A 25,412-nucleotide genomic window follows, 5' to 3' on the forward strand; every position below is an offset into this window, starting at 1 on the left:
CGGTGGTGTGCCTCCGGGGCGGACAGCGGAATCCGGGGTCAGGCGTCGACGGAACGCCGACCGCCGATCCGCACCGCCAGGTCGAACGCGTTCTGCATGGACCCGGTGTTGGCCACGCCCTGCCCGACCACGTCGAAGGCGGTGCCGTGGGCGGGCGTGCAGATCGGGACCGGGAGCCCGCCCGCGATGGTGACGCCTCCGTCGAACCCCATCAGCTTCATGGCGATCTGCCCCTGGTCGTGGTACATGGTCAGGATGCCGTCGAACTCGCCGCTCCTGGCGCGCAGGAAGATGGTGTCCGAGGGGAACGGGCCCTTGACGTCCAGACCCTGGTCCGCGAGATCGCCGACGGCCGGACTGATGACGTCGATCTCGTGGCGGCCGAACCTGCCGCTCTCCCCGGCGTGCGGGTTGAGCGCGCACACGCCGATCCTGGGGGAGGCCAGCCCGGAGCCGCGCAGTACCTGGTCGAGGAGGAGACCGGCCTCCACCACGTTGTCGCGTGTGATGCCCGAGTGCACGTCCGCGATGGACACGTGCGAGGTCACGCGCGCGGTCCACAGGCCCGGGAGCACGTTCAGCTCGGAGGTGAAGGAGTCGACCCCCAGCACCTCCTCGAACCAGCGCAGCTCGTCGTTCTCCGCCATCCCGGCCAGGTGCAGGGACGACTTGTTGAGCGGAGCGAACAGGATGGCGTCCACCCGCCCGTCCTTGACCATGTCGAGGGCGACAGCGAGGTTGGCCAGCGCCCATCTGCCACCCGCCTCGGTCGCCTTGCGGCGCTCGAAGCCGGCCTCGCTTCCGACGGGGCGGGCCGCGCTGTTGTCGTGGAGGACCGGGAGCCCGCTTCCGGCGTCGCCGTACTCGATGGGGACCCCCGCGTCCTCGCCCGCGGACCGCAGCTCGTCCGGGTCGGAGATGAGAACGATGTCGGCGGCCTCGGTGTTCTCGGGGCGGGACAGCAGTTTCGCGATCAGTTCGGGTCCGACCCCTGCCGGGTCTCCCAGGGTGATCGCGACGCGGGGGCGGGGCTGGGAAGAGGTGGTCATGACTGCCTTTCTGGCGGTTGGGGCTTGTGACCGGTGTCGGTGCCGTCGTTCGCGGTGTGGCCCTCGGCGGAGCTGGCGGCCTTCGGCTCGGTGGTCCCGGTGGGGTCGGTGGTCGTGGCGTGGGTGGTGTCCTCGTGGCCGTCGGCGTCGCCGTTCCCCCGGAGCTTGGACCGGAGCGCCTTCACGGCGGCGGGGCCGACGATCAGCAGCAGGGCCACCCCGAGGATGGCGAGCGCGGTGCCGCTGGAGGCGAGCAGCGGCAGGACCGAACCCTCGCCCAGTGCCGAGGTCTGCACCAGGGCGGTCTCGAAGAGCGGGCCGATGACCAGGCCGAGCACGAGCGGTGCCACGGGCAGGTTGAGTCGCTTCATGGCGTAGCCCACGAAACCGAACACGATGACGATCCACACGCTCAGCATGCTGTTCTTGATCGAGTAGGCGCCGACCAGGCTCGTGACGATGATCAACGGGTAGAGGATCGAGTACCTGATCCGCAGGAGCTGGGCGAAGACCGGCGCCAGCGGCAGGTTCAGCAGGAGCAGGATGGCGTTGCCGACGAAGAACGAGGCCAGGAGGCCCCAGACCAGGGTGGGCTGGTTCTCGAAGAGCAGCGGCCCCGGCTGGATGCCGTACACCAGGAAGGCACCAAGGAGGACGGCGGTGGTGGCGCCGCCGGGGACCCCCAGGACCAGCGTCGGGATGAAGTTGGCGTTGGACCCCGAGCTGGTGGCGGCGTCGGGTGCGACGACGCCCTCGATCGCGCCCGTGCCGAGCTGGGCGCGGTTCCGGGAGAACCGCTTCTCGACCCCGTAGGCCATGAAGGAGGCGAGCGTGGTCCCCGCCCCGGGCAGACAGCCGAGGACGAAGCCGACCAGAGTGCCGCGCGCGGTGGCCGGGGCCGAGCGGCGAAGGTCCTCGCGCGTGAGGAGGAGGTCGCGGAAACGCGCGCGGATGGGGGTGGCCATCCCGCGGTGGAGCTGGTTGAGGAGCTCCCCGATGGCGAAGAGCCCGATCATCACCTCGACGTAGGGCAGGCCGCCGAACAGGCCCACCTGGTCGAAGGTGTAGCGGGGCGTCCCCGATCCGACGTCCACCCCCACGCTGGAGATCAGGACGCCGACCAGGCCGAGGGCGGCGCCCATCAGCAGGTTGCCTCCGGAGAACACCACGATCGTGCAGAGGCCGAGGGCCATGACGGCGAGGATCTCGGGCGGGCCGAAGCCGAGGGCGATGTTGGCGAAGATCGGTGCCAGCGTGGTCAGGGCGATCAGCGCGACGAAGGCCGCCGTGAACGAACCGATCGCGGAGATGGCCAGGGCGGGTCCCGCCCGTCCGGCGCGCGCCATGCGGTAGCCGTCGAAGGTCGAGACCACGGAGGAGGCCTCACCGGGTGTGGCCACCAGGATGGCGGTGGTCGTGGCTCCGAACTGTGAGCCGTGGTAGATGCCCGCGAGCATGATGAGCGCGGTGAGCGGGTCGAAGGTGAGGGTGACCGGGATCAGGATGGCCACGCCCGTGGCTGACCCGAGTCCGGGCAGGATGCCGATGACGGTGCCGAGCAGGACGCCCACGAAGCACCAGAACAGGTTCTCGGGAGTGAGCGCGGCGCTGAAACCCACGACGAGGTTGTCGATCACGGGGCGCTCCACAGGGTCGGATCGAACACGCCGAGGGGAAGCGGAACCCTCAGGAGCACGACGAAGAGCAGGTAGCACACGACCAGGACGCCCACGGAGGCGGTGAGCGCGACAGGCCAGCGCAGGCGTTCGACGCCGATGGTCAGGAACAGGGTCAGGACGGCCAGCGCGGGCAGCATGCCCAGGAAGGGAATGAGCGCGCCGGTGCAGACCAGGGCCGCCGAGACGACGACCAGCTTGCGGCGGATCGCCCGGTGCTCCTCGGCGGAGCGCTCGGAGTCGTCCTCCACGTGGCCGTCGCCCTGGAGGACCGTCCCGGTGCGCGTCTCCCGGTACAGGAGCACGACGCCGATGACGGCCAGGGCCAGTCCGGCCACGCGGGGCAGTGCCCCGGGTCCGACGGTCCCGTCCTCGGCCGTGGTCCAGGGGTAGGCGAACGAGCCCAGGAAGAAGAGCGCGCCGAGGACCGAAAGCGCGGCGTGCGCGGCGAGGACCGAGGGCCGGGCCCGGGGCGCGCCGCCGGTGTCCGCGCCGGTGGGGTGGGGAGTGGAGTCACCGGTCACCGGAACGCCTCCGCCATCTCCTCGTCGTGTTCCGCCAGGTACTCCTCGAACTCCTCGCCCGAGAGGACCGCCGGGATGAGGAGGTCGTCCTTGATGTAGTCGTGGTAGGTGTCGGAGTCCATGGCTTCCAGGATCGAGTCGATCCAGTAGTCCCGCTGTACCGGGGCGATCCCGTCGGGGGCCAGGACACCGCGCCAGATGGTGACCTCGGCGTCCAGACCCTGTTCGACGGCGGTGGGCACGTCGCCCAGCACGGGGTCGTCGTACCGCTCCTCGCTGAGCGTGCACAGGGCCTTGAAGTCGCCGCTCTCCACGTAGGGCTTGGCGGAGGCGGCGCTGGCCGGGGCCACCTCGATCTGGCCGCCGAGCAGTCCGGTGAGGACTTCGCCGGTGGAGCCGTAGGGCACGACGGAGAACTGCCCGCCGTTCCTCTCGAACTCCGCCGTGACCAGGGAGTCGGCGCCGGTCCGGCCGCTCGATCCGGTCTTGACTCTCTGGTCCTGGCTGGCCTCGATCAGTTCGGTGCAGGTCTCGTAGGGGGCGTCGTGGGAGGCGACGACCATCCGCGAGTCCTGGGCGAACATGACCAGGGGGGTGAAGTCGCGGTAGGTGAAGGGCACGTCGTAGACGAGGGGCAGGGTGTTGAGGGCGCTCTCGGCCACGAGCAGGGCGTTGCCGTTACCCTGCTCGGACATGAAGGTGGCCCAGCCGACCGCGCCGGAGCCCCCCTCCCTGTTCTCCACGTTGACGTTGAACCCGGCGTCGAGGTCGTTGAGCGCTTCGGCCACGACGCGGGCGGAGCGGTCACTGCCGCCGCCGGGGGCGAAGGCGACGAGTGCGGAGACCGAACCGCGGGGGGTCCAGTCGTCGGGGGGAGCGGGGCTCGCGTTCAACACCGTGCATCCCGCGAGCAGGATGCAGGCGCTTGGCGCTGCCAGTGCCATGCGCGGTGATGGCTTCATGTCAGGCCCTCTTGCGTCCAGGGGGTGGAGGAGTTCTCTGACGCGCAACCTGAGCGACATCAAAGATCCTATTGGATATCGGACCAAGCTAGGTGTCTGACACAGGATTGACAAGAGGGCGAAACAAAATCGAACGAACAAGAGACGGCGGTGGGCCCTCTCCCGTGCCGGAGAGGGCCCACCGCCGCGCTGACCTGTGAGGGGTCAGCCCTCCGCCGAGGCCCGGCGGGCCACCGCCTCCAGATGGGAGCGCATGGTGGCGCGGAGAGCCTCGGGATCGCCGGACTCGAAGGCGGCGAGGATCGCGGTGTGCTCCGCGATCGCCTGGTCCATGTCCATCGTCCCGTGCTGGACGGTCTGTCGGAGCCGGTGGACGTGCGCGCTCAAGGACTCGGCCGACTGCGTCAGGAAACGGTTTCCCGCCGCCCTGATGATCGTCAGGTGGAACTCCCAGTCGGCGGCGAAGTACTCGCGCAGGTCGGCGAAGTCGGGAGGTGTCTCGCCGGCTCCGCGAACCTCCCGCACCTTGTGAGCGGCGAGGACGTGCTGGGCGTGGGCCACGCGCAGCTCCGGCAGCAGGTCGTCGGAGCGCCCCGCCGCGCGCTCGACCGCGGCGACCTCGAGGATCGTGCGCATGTCGAAGAGCTCCTCCAGCTGTTCGGGCGTCATGGGCGGAGCGACCCGGTACCCCTTGAGCGCCACACGCGACACCAGGCCGGTGTGTTCCAGCTGGACCAGGGCCTCGCGTACCGGCGTGGGGGACACGGCCAGTTCGCGGGCGAGCGAGTCGATGCCCAGGGAGCTCCCCGGGGGTGCGGAGCCGTCGAGCAGCTTCTCCAGGATCGCGTCGTACACGCCGTCCCGAAGGGCCCGGCGGGCGACCACGGTGCCCTTCGTGGTTGAACCCCCGGTGGAGGTGGTCTCTCTTTTGTTCATCTCCACCCGATCCTAGCCCGACGGTGGTGTGACTCGTCGGTCAACTCTGTTCGGCATCGGAAAGATCCTATAGGGTCTATGATTCCAAGCCCGCTGGGGCTCCGTCCGTGCCCGGACCGGTGTCCCACGCCGGCTCGCGCAGCCCCCTCAGGACCGACCCCCGGAGACGACTGATGCCCCATACCGCGCAGGACTGGCCGATCGGTGCCGCGCTCCTCCAGTTCCCCGACACCGCACCCGACGGCACACCGGTTCAGGACGCACCGGCCGCGGCGTGGTCCGCGGTACTGAACGAGGTGGCCGCCGAGGGGTTCGCCCACGTGGACCTCACCGACTCCTGGCTGCGGCCGGGGGACCTCTCCCGTCAGCGCCTGCGGGAACTGGCCCGAGTCCTCGGGACCCACGAGCTCGGCGTCTCCGCGATCTCCGTGACCCGCCGCAGCGTGATCGACCCCGAACCGGCCGTTGCCGAGGACAACTTCGACTACCTGCTGCGCACCGTCGACGCCGCCGCCGAGCTGGGCACCACCGTCGTGTGCGCCGGACTGCACCGGCCCCTGACCGAGGCACAGCGGCGGGCCCTCTGGTTCTGGCACGAACCCGGCGGCTCGGATCCGGTGGACGACGAGCGCTCCTGGTCGCTGGCGGTGGAACGCCTGCGCGCCGCGGGTGAACGCGCGGCGCGGCACGGGCTGCGCCTGTCCTTGGAGATGTACGAGGACACCTACCTCGGCATCCCGGAGAGCGCGGTCCGGATGGTCCGCGACATCGGGCTCCCCAACGTGGGGATCAACCCCGACATCGGCAACCTGGTCCGTCTGCACCGCCCGGTACCGCACTGGGAGGAACTGCTGGTCCCGGTCCTGCCCTACGTCAACTACTGGCACGTGAAGAACTACCACCGCGACTTCGACCCCGCGACCGGCGCCTACTTCACCGTGCCCGCCCCTCTGGAGGGCGGCGTCATCGACTACCGGAGGGCGTTCGAGCTCGCGTTGGGCGCCGGGTTCGACGGCCCGGTCTGCACCGAGCACTACGGGGGCGACGGGCTGGGGGTGTCGGCGCGCAACCGCGACTACGTGCGTCGCGTCCTCGCCGTCAAACTCCCCGTGGCGGCCCGGGCCAGAGGGGAGAAGCAGGCATGACACTCCTGGTCAACGACCCAGCCGACTTCGCCGCCGAGGCGCTCGCCGGATTCGGCGCCGCGCACCCGGACGCGATCCGTGTCGTGCACGGGGGAGTGGTGCGGGCCTCCGCCACCCCGCACGGGCAGGTCGCCACGGTCCTCGGGGGAGGCACCGGCCACTATCCGGCGTTCGCGGGCTGGGTCGGCCCCGGGTTCGCGCACGGGGCCGCCTGCGGCAACATCTTCTCCTCACCCTCCGCCTCCCAGATCTGTTCCGTGGCGCGCGCGGCCGAGAACGGCGGCGGTGTCGTCCTCGGTTTCGGGAACTACGCGGGTGACGTGCTCCACTTCGGGCAGGCGGCCGAACAGCTCAGGGCCGAGGGGCTGGACGTGCGCGTCCTCGCGGTCACCGACGACGTCGCCTCCGGGCCCGCGGACGAGACCGCCCTGCGCAGGGGGATCGCTGGTGACCTGACGGTCCTGAAGATCCTGGGCGCGGCAGCGGAGGCGGGGCTCGGTATCGCGGCGGTCCACCGTGCCGGGACCAGGGCCAACGCCGCCACCCGGTCCCTGGGGCTGGCCTTCGACGGCTGCACCCTCCCGGGCGCGGACCGGCCCCTGTTCACGGTCGGCGCCGGCCGGATGGGCGTGGGGCTGGGCATCCACGGTGAGCCCGGTATCGAGCAGCGCCCCCTGCCGACCGCGGACGAGGTCGCCGACCTGCTGGTGGACGGTGTGCTCGCCGAACGCGGCGCGGCCGCCGGGGCCGTCGGTGGTTCCGAGCGCGTGGCGCTGGTCCTCAACGGCCTCGGCGCCACCAAGTACGAGGAGCTGTACGTCGTCCACCGCCGGGTGAGTGAGCGGCTCGCCGCCGAGGGCCTCACCGTCGTGGCGCCGGTCGTGGACGAACAGATCACCAGTCTGGGCATGGCGGGGCTCTCCCTGACCCTCACCTTCCTCGACTCCGAACTGGAGCGGCTCTGGGCGGCCCCCGCCGTGACACCCGCCTTCCGGCGCGGACACCTCACGCCCCGCCCCCCACGCACCGACGACCTCGCGGCGGCCAGGCGGACGCCGCCGGTGACCCCCGGAGACGAACCCTCAAGGGCTCTTGGCGCACTGATCGCCGAGGCGCTGGGAACCGTGCGCGACACCGTCGCGACCCACGAGCGCAGACTCGGCGAGATCGACGCCGTCGCGGGAGACGGCGACCACGGCATCGGCATGCGGCGCGGGGCCGAGGCCGCGGCCGAGGCGGCGGATCGGGCCGTCGTGCTCGGTGCCGGAGCACGCGCCGTCCTGACGCGCGCCGGGGCCGCATGGTCGGAGAGCGCGGGCGGCACGTCCGGCGCTCTCTGGGGAGCGGCGCTGACCGCGTTGGGCTCCGTGCTCGGAGACAGCGGGAGGGTGGGACCCGAACGCGCCGTGACGGGTGCCCGAGCCGCGGTCGACGCCGTGGTGCGCCTCGGCGGGGCCAGCCCCGGCGACAAGACACTCGTCGACGCGGCCGTGCCCTTCGTGGACCGGCTGGCGTCGGCCCTCGGTGACCTGGGCCCGCACGCGGCCTGGGCGGAGGGCGCCGCGGCCGCGCGCCGCGCGGCCGACGCCACCGCCTCGATCCCGGCCCGACGGGGACGGGCCCGGGCACACGGCGACAACAGCCTCGGCACCCCCGACGCGGGAGCGGTCTCCTTCTCCCTGATCGTCACCGCGCTGACCCCCCGCTTCCAGCAGGAAACACACTCCCGACACGCACCCGACCTCCAAGAGGAGAACCACTGATGCAGATGCGCGTCGCAGTCGGCTCCGACATCGCGGGCTTCGACTACAAGGAGGTCTTCAAGGAGGACCTCGCCGCCCACACCGGCGTGGCGGAGGTGATCGACGTCGGGGTCGCCTCCGACCAGGACACCGACTACCCGCACGTGGCGGTCGAGGCGGCACGCCTGGTCGCCGAGGGCCGGGTCGACCGGGCTGTGCTCGTGTGCGGTACCGGCCTCGGCGTGGCGATCGCCGCCAACAAGGTGCCGGGCGTGCGCGCCGTCACCGCCCACGACTCGTTCTCGGTCGAACGGTCGGTCCTGTCCAACGACGCCCAGGTGCTCTGCCTCGGCCAGCGGGTCGTCGGGATCGAACTGGGCCGCAGGCTCGTCCGCGAGTGGCTGACCTACAGCTTCGACACCTCCTCGCCCTCCGCCGAGAAGGTGGCGGCTCTGTGTGCCTACGAACCGGGCACCGGCTCCCCAGGGACCGGGACACCGGGCCGGTGAGGCGGCCGCAGCTCTGGATCGGCACCAGTTTCAAGATGACGAAGACCCGGGCCCTGGCCGTCGCCTACGCGCGACGCCTGCTCGCGGAGGTCGGCGCGGGCGTGCCGGGGGTCACCGCCTTCGTCATCCCCCCGGCGACCGCCCTGGCGGAGGTGTCGGACGTCCTCGGGGGCGGGCCCGTCCTGACCGGCGTGCAGAACGCCCACTGGGAGGACGCGGGCGCCTGGACCGGAGAGCTGTCGGTACCGCAGGCGGCCGACGCGGGGGCCCGGATCGTCGAGATCGGCCACTCCGAGCGCCGAGCGCACTTCGGCGAGACCGACGAGACCGTGCGCCTCAAGGTCCGCGCCGCCCTACGCCACGGGCTGACCCCGCTGGTGTGCTGTGGCGAGAGCGCGGAGGTCCTCGCCCGGGGAGGCTCCGTCGACCACGTGCTCGGGCAGGTGGAGGCCGCTCTCGGCGGCCTCCCCCCCCGGCCCNCGGCCTCGGACGCGTCCTGGTCGCCTACGAGCCCATCTGGGCCATCGGGGAGCACGGCCGGGCACCGCGTCCGGAGGAGGTCGCCGTCGTGCACGGGGCCCTCTCCGCGGAGTGGGGCGACCGCGTCGGGGCCTTCCTGTACGGCGGATCGGTCACCACCGACAACGCGGCCGACCTGCTGAGCGTCCCCGGTGTGGGCGGCCTCTTCGTCGGCCGCTCGGCCTGGGAGGTTGAGGGCTACCTCGAACTCCTGAGGATCGGTCGGCGCCATGTCGGCGCGCTGAGCTGAGCCGCACGGCCCGCACCGTCGGCGGGGCCGGGACTGCCCCGCTCCCCGCCGACGGCTGTCCGCCCCTCATCCCGAGGGACGCCGACGGGGAGCGGAGGTTCACACGTCCCAGGTGGTCCCGTAGCGGTCGGTCAGCTCACGTACCTCCTCGGGGGAGAGCACCGAGAACGTGCTTCCCCTGAGGGCGACGACGACGCGCGAGGCCTCCTCAAGCTCGACCGCCCCCTCCAGGGCCGCCCCCGGGGACGAGGCCGCGACCAGGGAGCCGTGGTTGGCGAGCAGCGCCGCGTCGAAGCGCCCCGGAAGCTTCGCGAGGTTCTCGGCCAGCTGATGGCTCCCGGGCGCCGCGTAGGGAACCAGGGGAGCCTGGCCCACACGCATGACCAGGTACGGCGTGACGGGCGGCAGCGCCGACGTGGTCGACCACGCGGGCAGGCAGGACGCCGCCGTGGAGTGCGGCGAGTGCAGGTGCACGACGGCGCGCGCCCCACCGGACCTGCGGTACATCTCCAGGTGGAGCGGGAACTCCTTCGACGGGGCGGGACCGGAGAGGTGCGTCCCCTCGTCGTCCAGTACCGCGAGCCCCTCGGGATCCAGATCCCCCAGGGAGACCCCGGTGGGGCTCATCAGGACGGTGCCGCCGACGCGCACCGAGACGTTGCCCGAGGACCCCGGGCTCAACCCCAGGTCCACGGCGCGCCGTCCCGCCGCGCACAACTCCTCCGCGGCGCGGAGCGTCTGCTCGTTCACGCGCCCTCCTCCCACGCCCGCACGAACAGGTCCTCGGCGCCGAAGTTCCCGGACTTCAGCATGAGGTGGATGTCCTCGCCGTCGCGGAGACCGCGCATCCACGCCACCCCCGGGTCCACCTCGGGTCCCAGGGCGAGGGAGCCGACACCGAGCCGACGCACCACCGCTCCGCTGGTCTCACCACCCGCCACCAGGAGCGCACGGGTTCCGGCGGCCACGAGGCGTTCCGCGATCTCGGCCAGAGCCTGCTCGATGACCGGCGCGTCCGCAGTGTCGACAACGTCCTCCGGCGAGGCGGTCGCGTACACGACGAACGGGACGTCCTCGCTGTCCAGCGCGGCGGTGACGGCGGCGGACACCACGGAGTCGAAGTCCGACCGCAGCTCCGCGGCGCGGATCCGGCGTCCGGCGCCCAGGGAGAGGGCGTGCCGCACCTGCCCCTGGGTGGCCCGGGAGGCGCTGCCGGACAGCACCACGCGCGGACCTCCCGGCAGCGCGAACTCCGCGAGGTCGTCGCTCCGGGGGCCGGTGAGGCCCTGGGCGAGGGCGCTGCCACCGGTGAGCAGACGCAGGTCGTCCGTCGCGGCGGCGAGCGTCCTGAGGTCGGCGTCGCGCAGGGCGTCGACGACCACGAACCGGGCGCCGGACTCACGGGCCGCGCCGATGGCGGCGCGCACCGCGTCGGCGCCCTCGGCCACCACCGGCCACGGCACCAGGGCCACGTCGTCCGCGCCGCGGCTGACCTGGGGTTCGAGGAGGCGGAGCAGGTTCGAGTCGGTCATGGGCGTCAGCGGGTGGTGCCGCATCGGTGACTCGTCCAGCGGCTGGTCGCCGACGAACAGGTGGCCCCGGTAGACGGTGCGCCGGTTCGCGGGGAAGGCCGGGGCGATGACCGTGACCTCCTCGCCCAGGGCCTCCAGGACCGCCTCGGATACGGGACCGATGTTGCCATCCGAGGTGGAGTCGAAGGTGGAGCAGTACTTGACGTAGAACCGTTCACACCCGGCGCCGCGCAGCCAGGCCAGCGCGTCCAACGACACCTTGACGGCCTCGTCGACGGGCATCGTGCGCGACTTCAGGGCCACGACCACGGCGTCGGCCCCGTCGGTGACGGCGTCGAGCGTGCGCCGCTCGCCGTCCGCGTCCGCTCCCAGGACGACAGTGGTGCGAAAGCCCGCGGACGTGAGTGTGATGGCGAGGTCTGTGGCTCCGGTGAGATCGTCGGCGATCGCGCCGAGAGTCGCCATGGGTTCTCCTGTGGATCGGTGGTGGTGGACGGAACGGGTGAGGCGTTCCGTGGAGGAGGCCCCCACGGAACGCCTTCGGCTAGACGAGACCGGTCGCGATCATGACGTTCAGGACGGCGAACCCGGTGACACCGGAGATGATCGAGGCCACCCCGATGGAGCGGATGCCCTGCCCCACGGTCATGTTCGACAGTGTCGTCGTGACCCAGAAACCGGAGGAGTTCGCGTGCTTCATGATCTGCGCGCCGGTCGCGCAGGCCAGGTACACCACCAGCGGTGAGAGGTCGAGGGCGGGCAGGAGCGGCTGCATGATCGCGGCCGAGGTCATGACGCCCAGGATGTTGGAGCCGGTGATGGTGCACACTGCGGCGGCGATGAGGAACGGGATGATGACCGGGGACAACCCGGTGCTCTCGATCGTTCCCGCGACGTTCTCGGCCACCCCGGTCTCCCGGATGATGGTGGCCAGCGCGCCGCCGACACCGGTCAGCGCGAGGGGCATGGCCGCGATGCGCAGACCGGACTCGAACAGGTCGTTGAGGGTGGCCTTGTCCCGCCAGCGCCCCCGGAAGAGGGGCAGGGCGAGCAGGCACGCGAGGAACAGCGCCATCGTCGGCTCACCGACGAACAGCACGGTCGCGGTGAACCACGAACCCTCCGGCAGGACCGGGGCGGTCAGGGAGGCGAACACGATGAAGACGATGGGCGCCAGGATCGGCAGCAGGGAGCCGAAGAGACCGACACGGGGTGCTTCGTCGCCGCCGGTGACGGAGTCGGAGGAGGCGTCGGCGGACCCGGTCGACCCGGCGGCCCCCGAGGAACCGCTGCCAGCGTTGGCCAGGTGCTCGACGAACTCGGGCTTGGGCGGCACGTGTGTCTTGGTCCGCGACAGGTAGATCGTGGCGGCCAGGATGCCGGGGACGCCCACGGCCAGACCGTAGATGATGGCCTCGCCCATGCTGACGTCCAGGAGCGAGGCGGACGCGAGCGGGCCGGGACCGGGCGGGATGACCGAGGTCATGACGTAGGCGCCGATGTAGAGGATCGGGCCGAGCTTCATCATCGAGATGCCCGTGCGGTAGGCCAGGGCGGACACGATGGGGATGAGCATGACCACGGCGGTGTCCGCGATGAGCGGGATGCCGAGGACGGTGGAGGCCAGGGCGATCGCCCAGGGGACCTTGTTCTCCGAGAACAGGCGCAGCGCCGTCTCGGTGATCTTCATGGCCGCGCCGCTCAGTTCGAGCATCTTGCCCAGGACGCAGCCGAAGATGATCAGGAGGCCGACGTTGGCCAGCGTGCTCCCGAAGCCGTCCTTGACCAGTTCGATGGTTCCGGTGCCGCCCATACCCAGGACGAGTCCCAGCGCCACGACGACGATGAAAAGCGTGGCCACGGGGTGGACCTTGAAGCGTGCGATGAACAGCACGAGCACGGCGATGGCGCCCAGGAACGCCAGCAGTGTGAGGACGTCCGACATGTCACTGCTCTCCGGTGTTCAGAGGCGAGCGCGAGCGCGCCAGGTTCCAGGTGTCGCGGAGGGTGTCCTCGGGGTCGGCGAGGTCGCCGAGGCGCAGCAGCTCTCCGGCCGCCACGTCGCGCTTCAGGGTGGTGTGCGCCGCAAGGTAGAGCGGAGCGACGTCGGCGGGGGCGTCGGCGGAGTCCAGCAGGACGGGAGCCACACCGGTCACGTCGTGGTGGTGTCCGCCCATGTCGAGCCGTGTTCCGGCGGCGAGCGCGGTGCGGGCCCGTCCGGCCAGCACCGCGTGCGGGGCCGGGGGACGGGTGCCCGCGGCCCGGTGCTGGTCGGCGGCGGCCAGGATGCTCAGCGGGGTCTCGACGCCCATGAGGTGGTAGGGCAGGTAGAGGCAGGCGTAGCGTCCCGAACGCGAGACGACGTGGCCCTTCTGTGCCAAGAGTGACCAGGAGACGTCGTCCCCGGTACGCACCACGGCGAAGACGCCGCCCGCGAAGGAGGCCTCCTCCGGCAGGCGCAGGACGCTGAAGACGTCCACGACGCCGGAGCGGGTGAGGACTCCGCCGTCCTCGGCGAGCGAGTAGACGTCGGCGAGCTCGGCCGTGCGGGCGACGGGGTAGTGCAGGGTCTCCACGTCGGGCACCAGGCCCGTGAAGTTGGCGACCACGCCCATCTCGCAGTAGTCGGCGGCGGCCGATCGCTTGATGTCGGACACGGCCCGGGCGCGGGCGGCGAGGGTGGCGGGCACGTCCTCGCCGAGGGTGAGCAGGGAGGCCAGCTCGGGTGCGTCGATCTCCTGGTCGAGCTGGCGTACGCGCCCGGTGGCGGGGTCGAAGACGAGGTCGTACTCGCCGGACTTGCCGATGGCGACGACGTCGAGCCCGAGCAGTCGGGTGCGCTCGTACCACTCGATGAGGTTGGCGGGCTGGTCGCCGATGCCGGGCGTGTAGACGACGCCGTGCTCCTCGGCCAGTTCGGCCAGGGCGACGCCGGAGACGGAGTCGACCTCCTTGGAGACCATCACCACGTGGCGTCCGGTCCCGATGGCCAGTCGTGCGGCGTCGGTGCCCGCCGCAGGGCTGCCGGTGGCCTCGACGAGGACGTCGTAGGCGGCGTGTTCGAGCAGGGCGGCGTCGTCGATCACGGCGATCTCGTCACCGGTGAGCGCGGCCAGCTCGCCCGGGGTCGAACACGCCCTCAGCGCGTCGACCGGGTAACCGAGCTCGGCGCACAGGGCGACGGTTCCCTCGGTGTCCAGGTCGCACAGGACCGAGGGGCGCAGCCGGTCCATGCGCGGCGTCTGGGCGAGCAGTGTGCGGGCGAACCCGCCCCGTGCCCCGGTGATCGCGTAGCGCACGGTCGGCGGGGGCGTGCCCGTGGTGCTGGTGGCTTGCATGGTTCTCCTTCTCTCACGTCACGGTGGACACGTTGTCCTCACCCGTAACGGCAACACGCCCTGTTTAACAGGAGAGGAACATGCGCGTCAACAATTATCACGCCTCGTATCATCTGGTAACACTCGCTAGCATGTATCTGTGAACGCACTCGAAGGAGGACGATGATCCCGGCGCAACGGCGCGAACTGCTCCTGAGAGAACTGCGCGGTACGGGTGTGCTGAGCGTGAAGGAGCTCTGCGACATCCTCGGTGTCTCGCACATGACGGTCCGCCGCGACATCATGACCCTGGAGGAAGAGGGGCGGGTCCGGTCGGTCCCCGGCGGCGTGGAACTCGCCTCACAGGTCCGCTCCGAGCCCTCCTACCTGGACAAGTCCCGTGTGGACCTGGACGAGAAGCGCGCGATGGCCCAGGCCGCCGCCGCCCTGGTCGAGGACGGCCACACAATCTACCTGGACGCCGGAACGACCCTGGGACACCTCGTGCCGTCCCTGTGGGGAGTGACCGGCCTCACCGTCATCACGAACGACCTCACCACGGCGGCCTCCCTGTCCGACCACCCCGACCTGTCCCTGTACTTCGTCGGCGGGCAGATCGACCGTGAGAACCGCTCCGCGGTGGGCGACATGGCCGCCGAGACGGTCGCGGAGTTCAACATCGACGTGGCCTTCATGTCGACCAGCTCGTGGGACATCGGACGCGGTTCGACCACGCCCTCACGGTCCAAGGTGGCCGTCAAGCGCGCGGCCATGGCGGCCGCGTCCTCGTCGGTGCTGGTCGCCGGGGCCGACAAGTACGGCGCGTTCGGAACCTTCAAGGTCGCCGCGTTGGAGAGCTTCTCCATGGTGATCACCGACGACCGCCTGGCCGAGTCGTCCGCGCGCGCCATACAGGAGGTCGGCGTCAGCCTGGAGATCGTGATCCCCCAGAGCGCCTCCGACGAGGCGGCGCGACTCGACCCCACCGTCTGAGCCGTGTGGCCGGGGGGCGGCCCCCGGTCACACGGAGGGTGCCACGGGTCGAGGGGCGCACGCCAGGGGTCGCGGTCGGTCCGGTGCTGACACCGGCCCGTGCCCGGCCCGGTGAGCGCGGCCCCCGCGCGCTCCTGGGGCACGCGCCCGAGGCCCGGGTGGAACCGCTGCGCCGGGCCGGGCCCGGCTCAGTCGCGGGGTGTGCGGAAGTCGCGGGCGCCCGGGGCCAGGGCGGCCAGCGCCGGGGCCAGGACACACAGGGCGGCGCAGGCGAGCAGCACGTTCTGCGCCCCGAAGGCCTGGGCGGCGGGGGCGATCAGGGCCAGGCCGACCGGGGCCAGACCGTAGGCGAACAGGAAGTCCAGTGACGACACCCGGGCCAGTTTGTCCGGGGCGACCTCGCGCTGGGCGGCGGTGAACCACGGGACGTTGAACAGCTCCACACCCAGGCCCACCACGGCGTAGGCGGCGAACACCCAGAGCCCGCCGACGGGGAACACCAGGCTCAGCGGGGCGAGGGCGTATAGGCCGAGGCCGAACAGGGCCCACCAGCCCTGCGCGCGCGGCTTCCAGCGGGCCACCAGCAGCGCTCCGATCAGCGCCCCGGCCGTGTAGGCCGTCAGCGCCCCGGCCAGGACGGCCTCGGTTCCGTAGTGGTCACGGCTGGCCAGGGGGAGCAGGACGTTGGTCGCCGAGTAGCCCAGGGCGATGACCACCGTCAGCGCGCCCAGACCGGCGAGGAACCAGCTGTGGCGGCGCGCCTCGGTGAGCCCCTCGATGAACTCCACGTGGAAGGGCGCCCGCGCGGGGCGCTCGACGGGCGCGGTGTCGCCGCCACGGGGCAGCAGCGCGGCGGCCAGCCACAGAGCGGCCGTGACCAGCAGCAGCACCTGGGGGCTGGTGACCGTGGCCAGCAGGGCGGTCAGCCCGGGGGCCAGGAAGGTGACCCCGCGGACGGAGAAGGTCAGGGCCGCGTTGGCCTGCTGGCGGTCCTCCACCGGCACCACCTCGGCGGTCAGGGCCTGGAAGGCGGGTCGGCAGGCCCCCTGGCCGACGCCCACGACCGCGGCGGCCACGGTCATGAGCGCGATCGAACCGCCCAGCCCCGCCGCGAGGACGGGGCTGGCGAGGGCTGCGGCGAGCCCGGACCAGAGGACCACCGCCCGGCGTGAGTGGCGGTCGGCGAACAGGCCGCCCAGGGGGACCGCGACCAGGAAGCCGGCGGTGCGGGCGGCCAGGACCAGTCCGAGGCCCACCGCGCTGAGCGAACCGTGCAGGACCGCCAGGCCCAGGATGAACGGCATGGCCCAGGTGGCCAGGCCGGACGCGGTGGTCGCGCACCACAGGCGGACGAAGGTCGGCCGGAGCAGCGGTGCGCCGCGGCGCTCCTGTGGGCGGGTCGTGTTCGGCGTCGTGGACACGAGGAGTACTCATCTCGGTTCGGGGTGGGTAGGGTCTCACTCTATTGAAAACGATTATCAGTTGCGTCGCTCTTCGTGAAACTGGAGTGGTGTGCCGGGGTGGTTTGCCTGCGGCGCGGCGGATGTCCGCTTCTGTGGGGATTGGCGCTCGCGGTAACGGGGCAGCGACCCCGTGGAGTGAAGAGCTTCTGGTGACAACGATTATCGTTTTCGCTATGGTCGTCGGAACCGGTACCCCCCAGGACGTACCGACCGGTGCCCCCTGCCCGCAGACAGCCCCGAAAGGCCCCGCGTGGACCCCCATCAGATCGCCCAGCTGCCCCCGCCACTGCCGCCCGAGCAGATCATCGGCCTCAACCGGCCCAAGGTCGACCTGCACACCCTCCGCTCCTACACCTGGAACGGGTGGGAGTTCGACGTCCCACCCGAGGTGTTCCTCCCCGGCGCGACCAGCCGCATGATCCACCAGCGCATCCTCGACGACGACATCGACGTGCGCGGACGCGTCTACGCCGCCATGGGCGCCGGGCTCGGCGTGGAGGCCGCCGTGGCCGGACTGCGCGGCGCCGCCCGGATCCTGGCCGCGGACGTCCACCCGGCCAGTGTGCGGGCCACCGAGCACAACTACCGGCGCGTCGTCGGCGCGGGGGAGTCCCGCCAAGGGACCGAGTTCGTCCCGCTGGTCTCCGACCTGTTCGCCGAGTTCCCGCCCGAACCCCGGTTGGACGTCGTCACCTTCAACCCGCCAGCGGTCAGCCAGCCCGTCAGCGACGATCCCGACGTCGTCCGCAACGTCTGCGCCGGGCGCCCCGTCACCGACGCCTTCTTCACCCAGCTCGCCGAACGCGACCTCCTGGCCCCCGGCGGCCAGGTCTACTTCGTCGCCTCCAACACCGCCGACCTGCGCGGGATCATCGAGCACGCCGTCGACAGCGGGTTCACCGCACACGTCCACCACCTGCACGACTGGAACGACGGAGTTCTGACCTACCTGTTCCGCCTCACCCGGGAGAACGCCAAGTGAGCCACCCCCAGCGCACCCTCGACCTCCGGGCCCTCCAGCAGTCGGTGCTCGACACCCCCGACCTCCCCGTCGCCACCAGCGTGTTCTGGGTCCACCACGGAACCCGCCTGGCCGGAGGCGACGTCACCTACCTCAACCAGTACGTCCTGGTGCGAATCGGACGGGCCTTCGGCGCGTGCTCCTTCGAACCGGGCCAGCTGGACCCCGAGATCTGCGCTGACCTGTCCGGCAGACCCCTGGCCGACCTCCTGAGAGCCCCGGCCCCGGTACGGCTGGCCGCTCTGGACGCCTACCTGGGCCATGCCCGACCCCACTCCGAGGACCCCCGTGCCGAACGGGTCACCCTCCCGTACGGCACCCCCGAGGAGCGCGCCGTCGCCCGCGACCGCGCCATCGCCGGACTCCTCCCCGAACCCGACGGGAGGCGGATCGCCCTGATCGGCGTGGTCAACCCCCTCGTGGCCGCCATCCGGGAGCGGGGCGGCCTGTGCCTGCCCTGCGACCTCAACCTGCGCCGCACCCAGTGGGGCGACCCCGTCAACCCGGACATGGAGGAGGTCCTGGCCGAGGCCGACGCGGTCGTGGCCACCGGCATGACTCTGGGCAACGGCACCTTCGACCGCATCCTGGAGCGCTGCCGCGAACGGGACCTGCCGCTGGTCCTGTACGCCCAGAGCGGGAGCGCGGTCGCACGGGCCTTCCTCGGCTCCGGCGTCACCGCGGTCTCCGCCGAACCCTTCCCGTTCTCACAGTTCAGCGCCGAACCGACCCACCTCTACCGCTACCGAGAAGGAACCCGAGAGTGACCGTAGGAACTGGACAGGCGACCTGCCACCACGGCGAGATCCTCCAGGGCGTGTTCCTGGACGAGCGGGGACGTCCCACCCGTGGCCTGGTCACCCTGCCGATGGCCGAGCCCCGCACCCGGGCGGTGTTCACCCCGTTCTCCGCGAGTGCGCCCCGCCACGTCGTCGTCGACCCGCCCGACCGGGCCAAGGCGGCCCGCGCCGCCGAGCTCGCCGTGCAGGAGTGCGCGCGTGTGGCCGGGACCCCGCGGGCGGGCGGCTTCCTCAGTGTCCGGGGCGGGGCCCGGCCGGGCCTCGGCATGGGGTCGTCCACCAGTGACGTGACGGCGGCGGTGCGCGCGGTCGCGGCGGGGCTCGGCGTGGAGTTGACGCCGGAGTCCGTGGCCGGGGTGGCGGTCGCGGCGGAGGGCGCCAGCGACCCGGTCATGTTCGGCGACCGCCCCCTGCTGTTCGCCCAGCGTGAGGGCCGGGTCCTGGAGGAGCTGGGCCCCGCGCTGCCGGAGATGGCGGTCGTGGGCTGCCTGACCGGAAGCGGCCAACCGGTCGACACCCTCTCCCTGGCGGGGAACGCACGACGGGGGGACATCGCCGTCTACGAGAGGTTGCGTGCCGCGCTGCGTACCGCGATCACCGAGGCAGACGTGGCCGGGGTCGGGCACGTCAGCACCGAGAGCGCCATCCTCAACCAGCGTGTGCTGCCCAAGGACGAGCTGGGCACGCTGCGGGAGGTCGCCCGCGAGTGCGGGGCGGCGGGCATCCAGGTGGCGCACAGCGGCAACGTGGCCGGTGTGCTCTTCGACGCGGCCGCTCCCGGTCTCGTGGAACGCCTCGAGGCGGCCATCGACCGTCTCCAGGCCGCTGGGCTCACTCCTCACCGCGTGTTCTCCACGGCCACGAGGTCCGGCGCCCTGCCCGCCGTGGCGGACCCCTCCGCGCGGCCGGTCCTCACCGGGGTCACCTCGACCCCGACCCCCTCCCCACCGGCCCCTCCACCCTCGATCACCTCGGAGCCACCTTGGACGACCACGTTTCCGAAGCCATCGCCAGACCCGACCTGATCGACCTCGGCGGGGGCCTGCTGTGCCTGCGCTTCGAGTCCATGAAGGTGGCCTCCGCGCTCGCGGCCGTGCGCCACCTGCTGGACACCGGGGTGGTCCGGCCCGGTGACACCCTGATGGACAGCTCCAGCGGCATCTACGCCTACGGACTGGCCCTGGCCGCGCACCGGTTCGGCCTGCACTGCCACATCATCGGTTCCACCACCGTCGACCGCCCCCTGCGTCTCCAGCTCGCGGTCCTGGGTGCCACCCTGGAGCAGATGCCGCCCTCGGACGACCTCCGGCTGGACCAGGACCGCCGGGTCCGACGGGTCAGACAGGTGCTCCGCGAGAACCCCGACTACCACTGGATGCGCCAGTACCACGACGTCGTCCACGGCCTCGGCTACCGCGCGGTGGCCGACCAGATCCGCAAGGAGGCCGGAGACGGCCCGCTCACCCTGGTGGGCGGGGTCGGATCCGGGGCCTCCACCGGGGCGCTCGCCCGCTACCTGCGGGAGGGCGCCCCCGACACCCCGCTCGTGGGGGTGCAGCCGTTCGGCAGCGTCACCTTCGGCAGTGACCACGTCACCGACCCGCAGATCATCATCGCGGGGATCGGCAGTTCGATCCCGTTCGGCAACGTCGACCACACCCTCTACGACACGGTGCACTGGACCGGCTTCGACGCCGCCCTGGCCGGGAGCACGGACCTCCTGCGCCGCCACGCGGTCTTCGCCGGGCTCTCCACGGGCGCGGCCTACCTGGTGGCGCGCTGGGAGGCGGCGGCAGCCCCGGACCGGCGGGTGGTGTTCGTGGCCCCCGACACCGGGCACCGGTACGTGGACACCGTCTTCGCCCGTCACGAGGAGGCCGCCGACGTCGCCGACCTCTCCCCCCGGGAGATCGGTGACCTCAAGGAGCTGTCGCCGCCCTGGTGCCGGATGGACTGGGGGCGTCAGCCCGCACCGGATCAGGCCGTCCACCGGGACGACTGAGCTCGGGGCTGCGGAAGGCAGGGGCCGCGCTCACAGCAGAGGAGGGGCCACTGCCTTCCGTGCTCCGTCATTCCCGGGGTTCGTCCCACACCGGGAACACCTCGTCACGGGGTCGTCGACCGCGGGAGGGAGCCGCTCGCAGCGGTGAGCACTACCTGTCGGGGCCCGCTCCGGCTTCCCCCGGACCGGAACGGGGACGACGGTGCTGATGGTCGGCGTCGCCCTGGCGGACGAGGTCGAGGACCGGGCGCAGACTGGCCGGACGGGCATGCACGGGGAGGTGGTCGACCAGGTGGACGGGGCAGCCGAGGGCCAGCGCGCCGGTGTCGGCGTGGCGGTCGTCGCCGACCATCAGCACCACCTCGGGTGCGAGCTCCAGGGCATCGCAGGCGATACGAAACAGCTCAGGGTCAGGCTTGCGCAGGCCGTGCTCGTAGCTGAGGACGAACTCCTGAACCGGCTCCGCGATGCCGTGGGCCTTCAGCACCGGGCGCAGGTCCCAGCCGATGTTGCTGACCACCGCCACCGGGATGCCGCGTCCACGTAGTTCGTCCAGGACCTCGGAGGTGTCCGGGTAGGGGCGCCAGGCGTCCGGTGTCATGTGGCGGGTGTACAGGGCGTCGTACACGGCCTGGCCCCACGGAAGGTTCGCTTCACGGGCCAGAGCGGTGTACGTGGCGCGGTGAGCTGTCGCGGACAGGTCGCGTTCGTCCCACAAGCGGTTCAGGCGGGACGGTAGAGCCGTTGGGTCGGAACCCCCGGGCTGCGCCCCGCAACGATCCAGCCGGGCTGCGTACTCCTCGATCTCCGTGTCGGTGGCAGCGATTCCGACCTCGGTCAGGACCGCGCGCAACCAGTCGGTGACGGGCTCGATCCGCATGAGTGTGCCGGAGAAGTCGAACATGCACCCTTCGACGGTCACCGGCGCACCGTCCCTTCGGGAGCTTCGGGGGCGATGGCGCCCTCGTCCACCTCCACCTCCACCTTGTCACCGGGGACCTTGGGCAGGTGGTGGACGATGATCCGGACCGGGTGGGGAACCGGCAACGCGCCGTGAACATCGTTCGGCTCCAGGACGAGTACGTCGCCGGGGGCCAACCGGACCACAGCGCCGTTGACCCAGTAGTCGGCGCTGTCCAGGAAGTAGAACACCTCGTGGAGGTGCCGGTGGTAGTGCCTGCGTTCGGTGAAGTCGGCGGGGTGCACAACGTGGAGGATCGCCGCGCGGTCCACTGACGGACCAAGGGGAAGGTCGAGCAGGGGCAGCACGGTCCGACCATCGGGGCGTCGGTCCGGATCCAGTTCGGATCTGCGAATGACCTGCATCTTGCGGGTTCCTCTCTGTCGGGTCTGTTGCCTTGGGCGGTGGGTCAGCCGGAGGTGCGGTCCACGAGTGCCGCTCGCCGGGGCTCGGCCCGGATCCTGGCCCGGATGGGTCGGGGGCGGGCGGCGACCAGGTCACGGTGGAGCGCGTTGAACAGCTCCACCCCGCGCGCGTAGCAAGCGAGCGCGACGGACTCGCGCTGGTCGTGGGCGATGTGGAAGGGCATCACACTGCACATGTGGGCGGCCTCGGCCAGGCGGACCTTCAGCATCCAGTGCGGGTCGTCCTGGTGCCAGCCGGTCGCGGTGAGCCATGCGTGAACGCGGTCGCGGACCCGGTGGTAGAACGCCACGAGACGGGGGGAGGTGAACGCGTAGTCGATGCCGTCCCTGCCTGCCGAGGCCTCCACGTGGCCCCCGTGGATCAGGTCGTACAGGGAGTTGACGGAGTGCCAGACCTTTCCCAGGTCATAGGCCGGATCGTAGCCCGCGTTGCCCCTGGGATCGATGAGCACGAACCGGTGGCCCGGTCGGTCGATGAGGACGTTGTCAAAGTGCGGGTCGCCGTGCGTACGAACCAGCCGGTTCGGGGTGAGCATGCCCAGCGCCTGCCCGTCGCGGGCGAGCTCGGTGACGAGGGCACCCGGGTTGCGCAGGCGGACACCGTTGATCAGGAGGGTGTCCGAGTTCCACAGCGTGCGCCGGTCCGGCAGCGCGGCGGCGGTCTCGGCCAGTCTGGTCTCGACGCGGTCCAGGTGGGTGCGGCGCACGTAGTCGGTGGGGGTCGGCCTGGAACCGCCGGGGTAGACGTCGCGGCGGAGGGAGGCGAGGACTCGGCGCGTCCACAGGGCCGCCTCATCGGCGTCGATCTCCTCGCTGAGGATGAGCCCTCGCAGGGTGGGTAGGCGGTGGAACCTCAGGTCCATGGAGGCGCGGCCGGGCTCGACCCGGTGCGCGACGACGTCGGCGAAGTGCCGTCCGGCGTCGGGTTCCAGGCCGCGCAGCCACTCGATCTCGTCGTTGAGTTTGCCGAGGCCGACGCCGGTGGCCTCTTTGCGGACCGTTCTGTTGCCGTGGTCGTTGGGCAGACGGAGGTAGGTGCGGGCGTGGGAACCCCCGGCCAGCCGCTCCCCGATCACCGCCTCATCCCCGTGGACGTCGCGGGCCACCTCCGCGCACAGGACTCGGGTACGTCGGGCCAGGGAGTCGAGTGCGTCGTGCCAGGGAGAAAGGGAGGCGGCATCGCGGTGGTGGTCGGAACGGGCTTCGAGTATGTCGGCGAGGAGTACGCGGTCCGCCGCACCGCCGACCAACAGGGCGCCGAGGTAGTCCATGGGTCTTCGGGTGTCTTCTGTGGGCCACTGCCTATCCGACCGGAACAAGCTCTCCAGTCGCAGGTGCCGACCTTCGCGACGGGTCGCGGCCGTGGCGGCGGCTGGGCGGCCGAGGGCGTCGGGGCGCCCGGTCACCAGTGCTGTCGTGTCGGCCAGCTCGGCGAACCCTTCGACGGTACCGCGCCGGATGTCGCAGGCGCAGTCGAGCACGAGTATGCTTCCGGCTCCGCGGCGCAGGATGGCCGTGAGCAGCCAGTCGCGCTGCCGTTCGAGTGCCGGGACCGTCCATTCCACGACACCGGACCACCGGGTCGGCGCTTCGTTGTCTGTTGCGGCGGCCTCCGAGGCCAGGACGCTGACACGGCTGAGAGTGCCGTTCAGGACAGCGCCGCGGACGCGGTCGACCACCCCGACGGGCGCCTTGGAGTGTCGTCGGCACGTGGTGCTGCACACGATGGCTTCCACGAGAGATCTCCTTCTGCGAGTGGTTCCGCCGGACGACCGGGACGCCTGCGCCCTCAGTGGGAAGACCGCAGTCGGGACCCCGTCGAGCGCAGGTAGTCGACGGCTCGTCGGCGGATCCCGGGGGGCGGTAGCAGGCCGAGGGATTCCAGTCGTTCGGTGCGCAGCCAGGGACGTTCGGGCCGGAGGACCCCGCCGGGGGCAGGCTGGGTGGGGCGAAGCAGGTCCGGGGACAGTCCGGCGGCCTCGGCGACGATCCGCCCCCACTCGTATTTGGTGGCGCCCTCCTGCGCGGCCACGTGCAGGACTCCCGTGAGGTCGTCAGCGATGGCGCGCGCCAGGATCGCGGCCACGTCGTGGCTCCAGGTGGGTTGGCGCCCGTAGTGGTCGTCGAGGTCGACGGAGTGGCCCTGGCCCAACGCCTCCAGCATGGCTTCGAGCCAGGTGGGGGCGCGGTGTGGGACCGGATCGCCGTACAGCACGGGCAGGCGGACCGTGAGCGCACCGGGAGCAAGGGCGGCGCGGTGCTCTCCGAGGAGTTTTGTCTCGCCGTAGGTCTGGAGCGGAGCGGGGGTGTCGTCCTCGCGGTACCCGTCGCTGGCCGATCCGTCGAAGACGTACTCCGTGGAGATGTGGACGAGCTTGGCGCCGTACCGTTCGCATGCCAGTGCGACGTTCTCGGTGCTCTTGGCGTTCAGCAGGTGGGCCGTGTGCGGGGCGCGCTCGCACACCTGGACATCGGGGGCGGCGACACAGTGCACACACACCTGTGGGGTGTGGTCGGCGAAGTAACGGTTGACCTGTTCCGGGGACGTCGCGTCGACTCTGTGCAGCCCTGGGGCGTCGTTGCGGTACGACCAACCCGTGACAGTGTTCACAGTTTCCGGGAACTGCGTATCTTTCGGAACTCCTGTGCGGAGCGCCCGCATCACCCGACTGCCCAACATTCCACTGGCACCGGTTACGAGAATGTTGCGTGACATGTGATGACCCGTTTCAAAAAGGCTTGGGTTGTCCGGAAAAGACACCACGTCTGCCTCGATTGGCGAGCGGTAGGTGCAAGAGTGGTTGGCTCACCTTGTGGGTAATGGGGGATTTGCTTCGAAGGTGAGACCGTAGGGGTGTTCGCGCATGGGTCGCCGAGGCCTCTGCCTGTGCCGATAGCGCACCTCGTGACTCTGTCACCGTCGGCTGTATAAATTCAGATCAGAGGCGTGGCGGCGTGCCTGCGGGGGTGGATGCTGCGGCCTGGGGGGTGAAGGGAAAGGATGCGGAGTGTGAATTTATCAGTTGATATCCGAGGGGGTGTTGCGGCGGGGTAAACAATTCACGTGAGAATCGAATGGGAACTTGGGAGCGCTCCCAATGCTTTCTGGGGAAGATTAACTGTACGATCGAGGCGCTGTCAACCACTTCCCCGCGGGGCGGTCCTGTTGTATGGTCGACGACCAGTCACATCTTCCCTGGTTGCAAGAAGTCATCACGATGTGGGAAATGGTCGGTGGCCAAAGCGCGAACACTGGTGGTGGCAACGACCGTTGGCGGTAAAACGCCCTACTCCCGACGACCGGTTGTGTCGTCGGCTGACTGCTCGACCCACTCCCCGCGACCACACTCGTCGGTTCAGGAACCACGTCCTGACGGGGCCTTCGTGTGTCCATCCGCGCGGTCGCGATCCAGGGCCCACAGGTGGCGACCGGACGTGCTTGGCCGCTTCCTGCGGGCCCTGGGCGTACCGCTGGAACGAATTCCCGCCGGGGAGGAACCACGTGCGGAACCGTTCCGACCGGTGCGGGCCGACCGCGCCTCAACGGTTCCCGTGACTTTCGCCAGAGCCACCGCCCCCTCGCGGT

The 25,412-nt window shown here is 71.2% G+C and carries 23 protein-coding genes and 1 pseudogene; 10 read left to right on the top strand and 14 right to left on the bottom strand.

Features of this window, described 5'->3' with window-relative positions; translation table 11 throughout:
• Nucleotides 1–38: 38 nt before the first annotated feature.
• The 5 genes from D452_RS0126225 to D452_RS0126245 all read right to left on the bottom strand — a co-directional run bounded on the left by D452_RS0126225 (nucleotide 39) and on the right by D452_RS0126245 (nucleotide 5,147).
• Nucleotides 39–1,049, bottom strand: coding sequence for a 4-hydroxythreonine-4-phosphate dehydrogenase PdxA (locus D452_RS0126225; protein WP_017547107.1), 1,011 nt, complete (start codon nucleotides 1,047–1,049; stop codon nucleotides 39–41).
• On the bottom strand, nucleotides 1,046–2,686 hold the full coding sequence (locus tag D452_RS0126230; RefSeq protein ID WP_083927630.1) for a tripartite tricarboxylate transporter permease: 1,641 nt from the start codon (nucleotides 2,684–2,686) through the stop codon (nucleotides 1,046–1,048). Before D452_RS0126230 ends, D452_RS0126225 begins: the two co-directional genes overlap by 4 nt.
• Nucleotides 2,683–3,249: a tripartite tricarboxylate transporter TctB family protein gene (locus D452_RS29330; RefSeq protein WP_017547109.1), complete on the bottom strand. Its 567-nt coding sequence runs from the start codon at nucleotides 3,247–3,249 to the stop codon at nucleotides 2,683–2,685. Before D452_RS29330 ends, D452_RS0126230 begins: the two co-directional genes overlap by 4 nt.
• Nucleotides 3,246–4,211: a tripartite tricarboxylate transporter substrate binding protein gene (locus tag D452_RS0126240; RefSeq protein ID WP_083927631.1), complete on the bottom strand. Its 966-nt coding sequence runs from the start codon at nucleotides 4,209–4,211 to the stop codon at nucleotides 3,246–3,248. Before D452_RS0126240 ends, D452_RS29330 begins: the two co-directional genes overlap by 4 nt.
• 204 nt (nucleotides 4,212–4,415) lie before the next feature.
• Nucleotides 4,416–5,147 carry a GntR family transcriptional regulator gene (locus tag D452_RS0126245; protein WP_017547111.1) on the bottom strand — a complete coding sequence of 244 codons (732 nt, stop codon included), beginning with the start codon at nucleotides 5,145–5,147 and terminating at the stop codon, nucleotides 4,416–4,418.
• Between the two features lie 173 nt (nucleotides 5,148–5,320).
• On the opposite strand from D452_RS0126245, the gene D452_RS0126250 reads away from it, so the two are divergent.
• From D452_RS0126250 to D452_RS31800, 5 genes and pseudogenes are all read left to right on the top strand, one after another.
• Nucleotides 5,321–6,292 (top strand): sugar phosphate isomerase/epimerase family protein, encoded by a 972-nt coding sequence (locus D452_RS0126250; protein ID WP_017547112.1) that lies wholly within the window; start codon nucleotides 5,321–5,323, stop codon nucleotides 6,290–6,292.
• Nucleotides 6,289–8,055 carry a dihydroxyacetone kinase family protein gene (locus D452_RS0126255; protein WP_017547113.1) on the top strand — a complete coding sequence of 589 codons (1,767 nt, stop codon included), beginning with the start codon at nucleotides 6,289–6,291 and terminating at the stop codon, nucleotides 8,053–8,055. Before D452_RS0126250 ends, D452_RS0126255 begins: the two co-directional genes overlap by 4 nt.
• On the top strand, nucleotides 8,055–8,543 hold the full coding sequence (locus tag D452_RS0126260) for a ribose-5-phosphate isomerase (RefSeq protein ID WP_017547114.1): 489 nt from the start codon (nucleotides 8,055–8,057) through the stop codon (nucleotides 8,541–8,543). Before D452_RS0126255 ends, D452_RS0126260 begins: the two co-directional genes overlap by 1 nt.
• Before the next feature lie 35 nt (nucleotides 8,544–8,578).
• Nucleotides 8,579–8,950 (top strand): annotated as a pseudogene (locus D452_RS31795) (triose-phosphate isomerase); the annotation flags it as partial.
• The gene (locus D452_RS31800; RefSeq protein ID WP_275040752.1) at nucleotides 8,923–9,312 is read left to right on the top strand and encodes a triose-phosphate isomerase; all 390 of its coding nucleotides are present in this window, start codon (nucleotides 8,923–8,925) and stop codon (nucleotides 9,310–9,312) included. The pseudogene D452_RS31795 and the gene D452_RS31800, both read left to right, overlap by 28 nt.
• A 99-nt stretch (nucleotides 9,313–9,411) precedes the next feature.
• On the opposite strand, the gene D452_RS0126275 is transcribed toward D452_RS31800, so the two are convergent.
• The 4 genes from D452_RS0126275 to D452_RS0126290 all read right to left on the bottom strand — a co-directional run bounded on the left by D452_RS0126275 (nucleotide 9,412) and on the right by D452_RS0126290 (nucleotide 14,182).
• Nucleotides 9,412–10,062 carry a class II aldolase/adducin family protein gene (locus D452_RS0126275; protein WP_017547117.1) on the bottom strand — a complete coding sequence of 217 codons (651 nt, stop codon included), beginning with the start codon at nucleotides 10,060–10,062 and terminating at the stop codon, nucleotides 9,412–9,414.
• Nucleotides 10,059–11,309, bottom strand: coding sequence for a 3-oxo-tetronate kinase (otnK, locus tag D452_RS0126280; protein WP_017547118.1), 1,251 nt, complete (start codon nucleotides 11,307–11,309; stop codon nucleotides 10,059–10,061). The genes D452_RS0126275 and otnK overlap by 4 nt, the downstream gene beginning before the upstream one ends.
• 79 nt (nucleotides 11,310–11,388) lie before the next feature.
• The gene (locus D452_RS0126285; RefSeq protein WP_017547119.1) at nucleotides 11,389–12,789 is read right to left on the bottom strand and encodes a GntP family permease; all 1,401 of its coding nucleotides are present in this window, start codon (nucleotides 12,787–12,789) and stop codon (nucleotides 11,389–11,391) included.
• A 1-nt stretch (nucleotide 12,790) separates the two neighbouring features.
• Nucleotides 12,791–14,182, bottom strand: coding sequence for an NAD-binding homoserine dehydrogenase (locus D452_RS0126290; RefSeq protein WP_017547120.1), 1,392 nt, complete (start codon nucleotides 14,180–14,182; stop codon nucleotides 12,791–12,793).
• 162 nt (nucleotides 14,183–14,344) lie between these two features.
• Here D452_RS0126290 and D452_RS0126295 point away from each other — a divergent pair, with 162 nt between their 5' ends.
• The gene (locus D452_RS0126295) at nucleotides 14,345–15,154 is read left to right on the top strand and encodes a DeoR/GlpR family DNA-binding transcription regulator (protein ID WP_017547121.1); all 810 of its coding nucleotides are present in this window, start codon (nucleotides 14,345–14,347) and stop codon (nucleotides 15,152–15,154) included.
• A 188-nt stretch (nucleotides 15,155–15,342) separates the two neighbouring features.
• On the opposite strand, the gene D452_RS0126300 is transcribed toward D452_RS0126295, so the two are convergent.
• Nucleotides 15,343–16,575 carry an MFS transporter gene (locus D452_RS0126300; RefSeq protein ID WP_017547122.1) on the bottom strand — a complete coding sequence of 411 codons (1,233 nt, stop codon included), beginning with the start codon at nucleotides 16,573–16,575 and terminating at the stop codon, nucleotides 15,343–15,345.
• Between the two features lie 292 nt (nucleotides 16,576–16,867).
• Here D452_RS0126300 and D452_RS0126305 point away from each other — a divergent pair, with 292 nt between their 5' ends.
• The 4 genes from D452_RS0126305 to D452_RS0126320 are packed head-to-tail and all read left to right on the top strand — an operon-like array spanning nucleotide 16,868 to nucleotide 20,440.
• Entirely contained in the window at nucleotides 16,868–17,599 is a 732-nt protein-coding gene (locus D452_RS0126305) for a class I SAM-dependent methyltransferase (protein WP_017547123.1), read from the top strand.
• Nucleotides 17,596–18,405 (top strand): Rossmann-like domain-containing protein, encoded by an 810-nt coding sequence (locus tag D452_RS0126310; protein ID WP_017547124.1) that lies wholly within the window; start codon nucleotides 17,596–17,598, stop codon nucleotides 18,403–18,405. The genes D452_RS0126305 and D452_RS0126310 overlap by 4 nt, the downstream gene beginning before the upstream one ends.
• Entirely contained in the window at nucleotides 18,402–19,463 is a 1,062-nt protein-coding gene (locus tag D452_RS29055; protein WP_017547125.1) for a GHMP family kinase ATP-binding protein, read from the top strand. Before D452_RS0126310 ends, D452_RS29055 begins: the two co-directional genes overlap by 4 nt.
• The gene (locus tag D452_RS0126320; protein WP_017547126.1) at nucleotides 19,421–20,440 is read left to right on the top strand and encodes a pyridoxal-phosphate dependent enzyme; all 1,020 of its coding nucleotides are present in this window, start codon (nucleotides 19,421–19,423) and stop codon (nucleotides 20,438–20,440) included. Before D452_RS29055 ends, D452_RS0126320 begins: the two co-directional genes overlap by 43 nt.
• Nucleotides 20,441–20,591: 151 nt before the next feature.
• On the opposite strand, the gene D452_RS0126325 is transcribed toward D452_RS0126320, so the two are convergent.
• Genes D452_RS0126325 through D452_RS0126340 form a run of 4 tightly spaced genes read right to left on the bottom strand, consistent with a single transcriptional unit; the run spans nucleotide 20,592 to nucleotide 24,542 of the window.
• Nucleotides 20,592–21,362, bottom strand: coding sequence for an HAD family hydrolase (locus tag D452_RS0126325; RefSeq protein ID WP_169336579.1), 771 nt, complete (start codon nucleotides 21,360–21,362; stop codon nucleotides 20,592–20,594).
• A complete protein-coding gene (locus tag D452_RS0126330) occupies nucleotides 21,359–21,766 on the bottom strand; it encodes a cupin domain-containing protein (RefSeq protein WP_017547128.1) in 408 nt (135 codons plus the stop codon). Before D452_RS0126330 ends, D452_RS0126325 begins: the two co-directional genes overlap by 4 nt.
• A 44-nt stretch (nucleotides 21,767–21,810) precedes the next feature.
• Nucleotides 21,811–23,562, bottom strand: coding sequence for a phosphotransferase (locus tag D452_RS0126335; RefSeq protein WP_017547129.1), 1,752 nt, complete (start codon nucleotides 23,560–23,562; stop codon nucleotides 21,811–21,813).
• Nucleotides 23,563–23,615: 53 nt separating this feature from the next.
• Nucleotides 23,616–24,542 (bottom strand): SDR family oxidoreductase, encoded by a 927-nt coding sequence (locus tag D452_RS0126340; RefSeq protein WP_083927632.1) that lies wholly within the window; start codon nucleotides 24,540–24,542, stop codon nucleotides 23,616–23,618.
• Nucleotides 24,543–25,412: the final 870 nt, after the last annotated feature.

The sequence above is a fragment of the Nocardiopsis prasina DSM 43845 genome (assembly GCF_000341265.1).
Taxonomy (GTDB): domain Bacteria; phylum Actinomycetota; class Actinomycetes; order Streptosporangiales; family Streptosporangiaceae; genus Nocardiopsis; species Nocardiopsis prasina.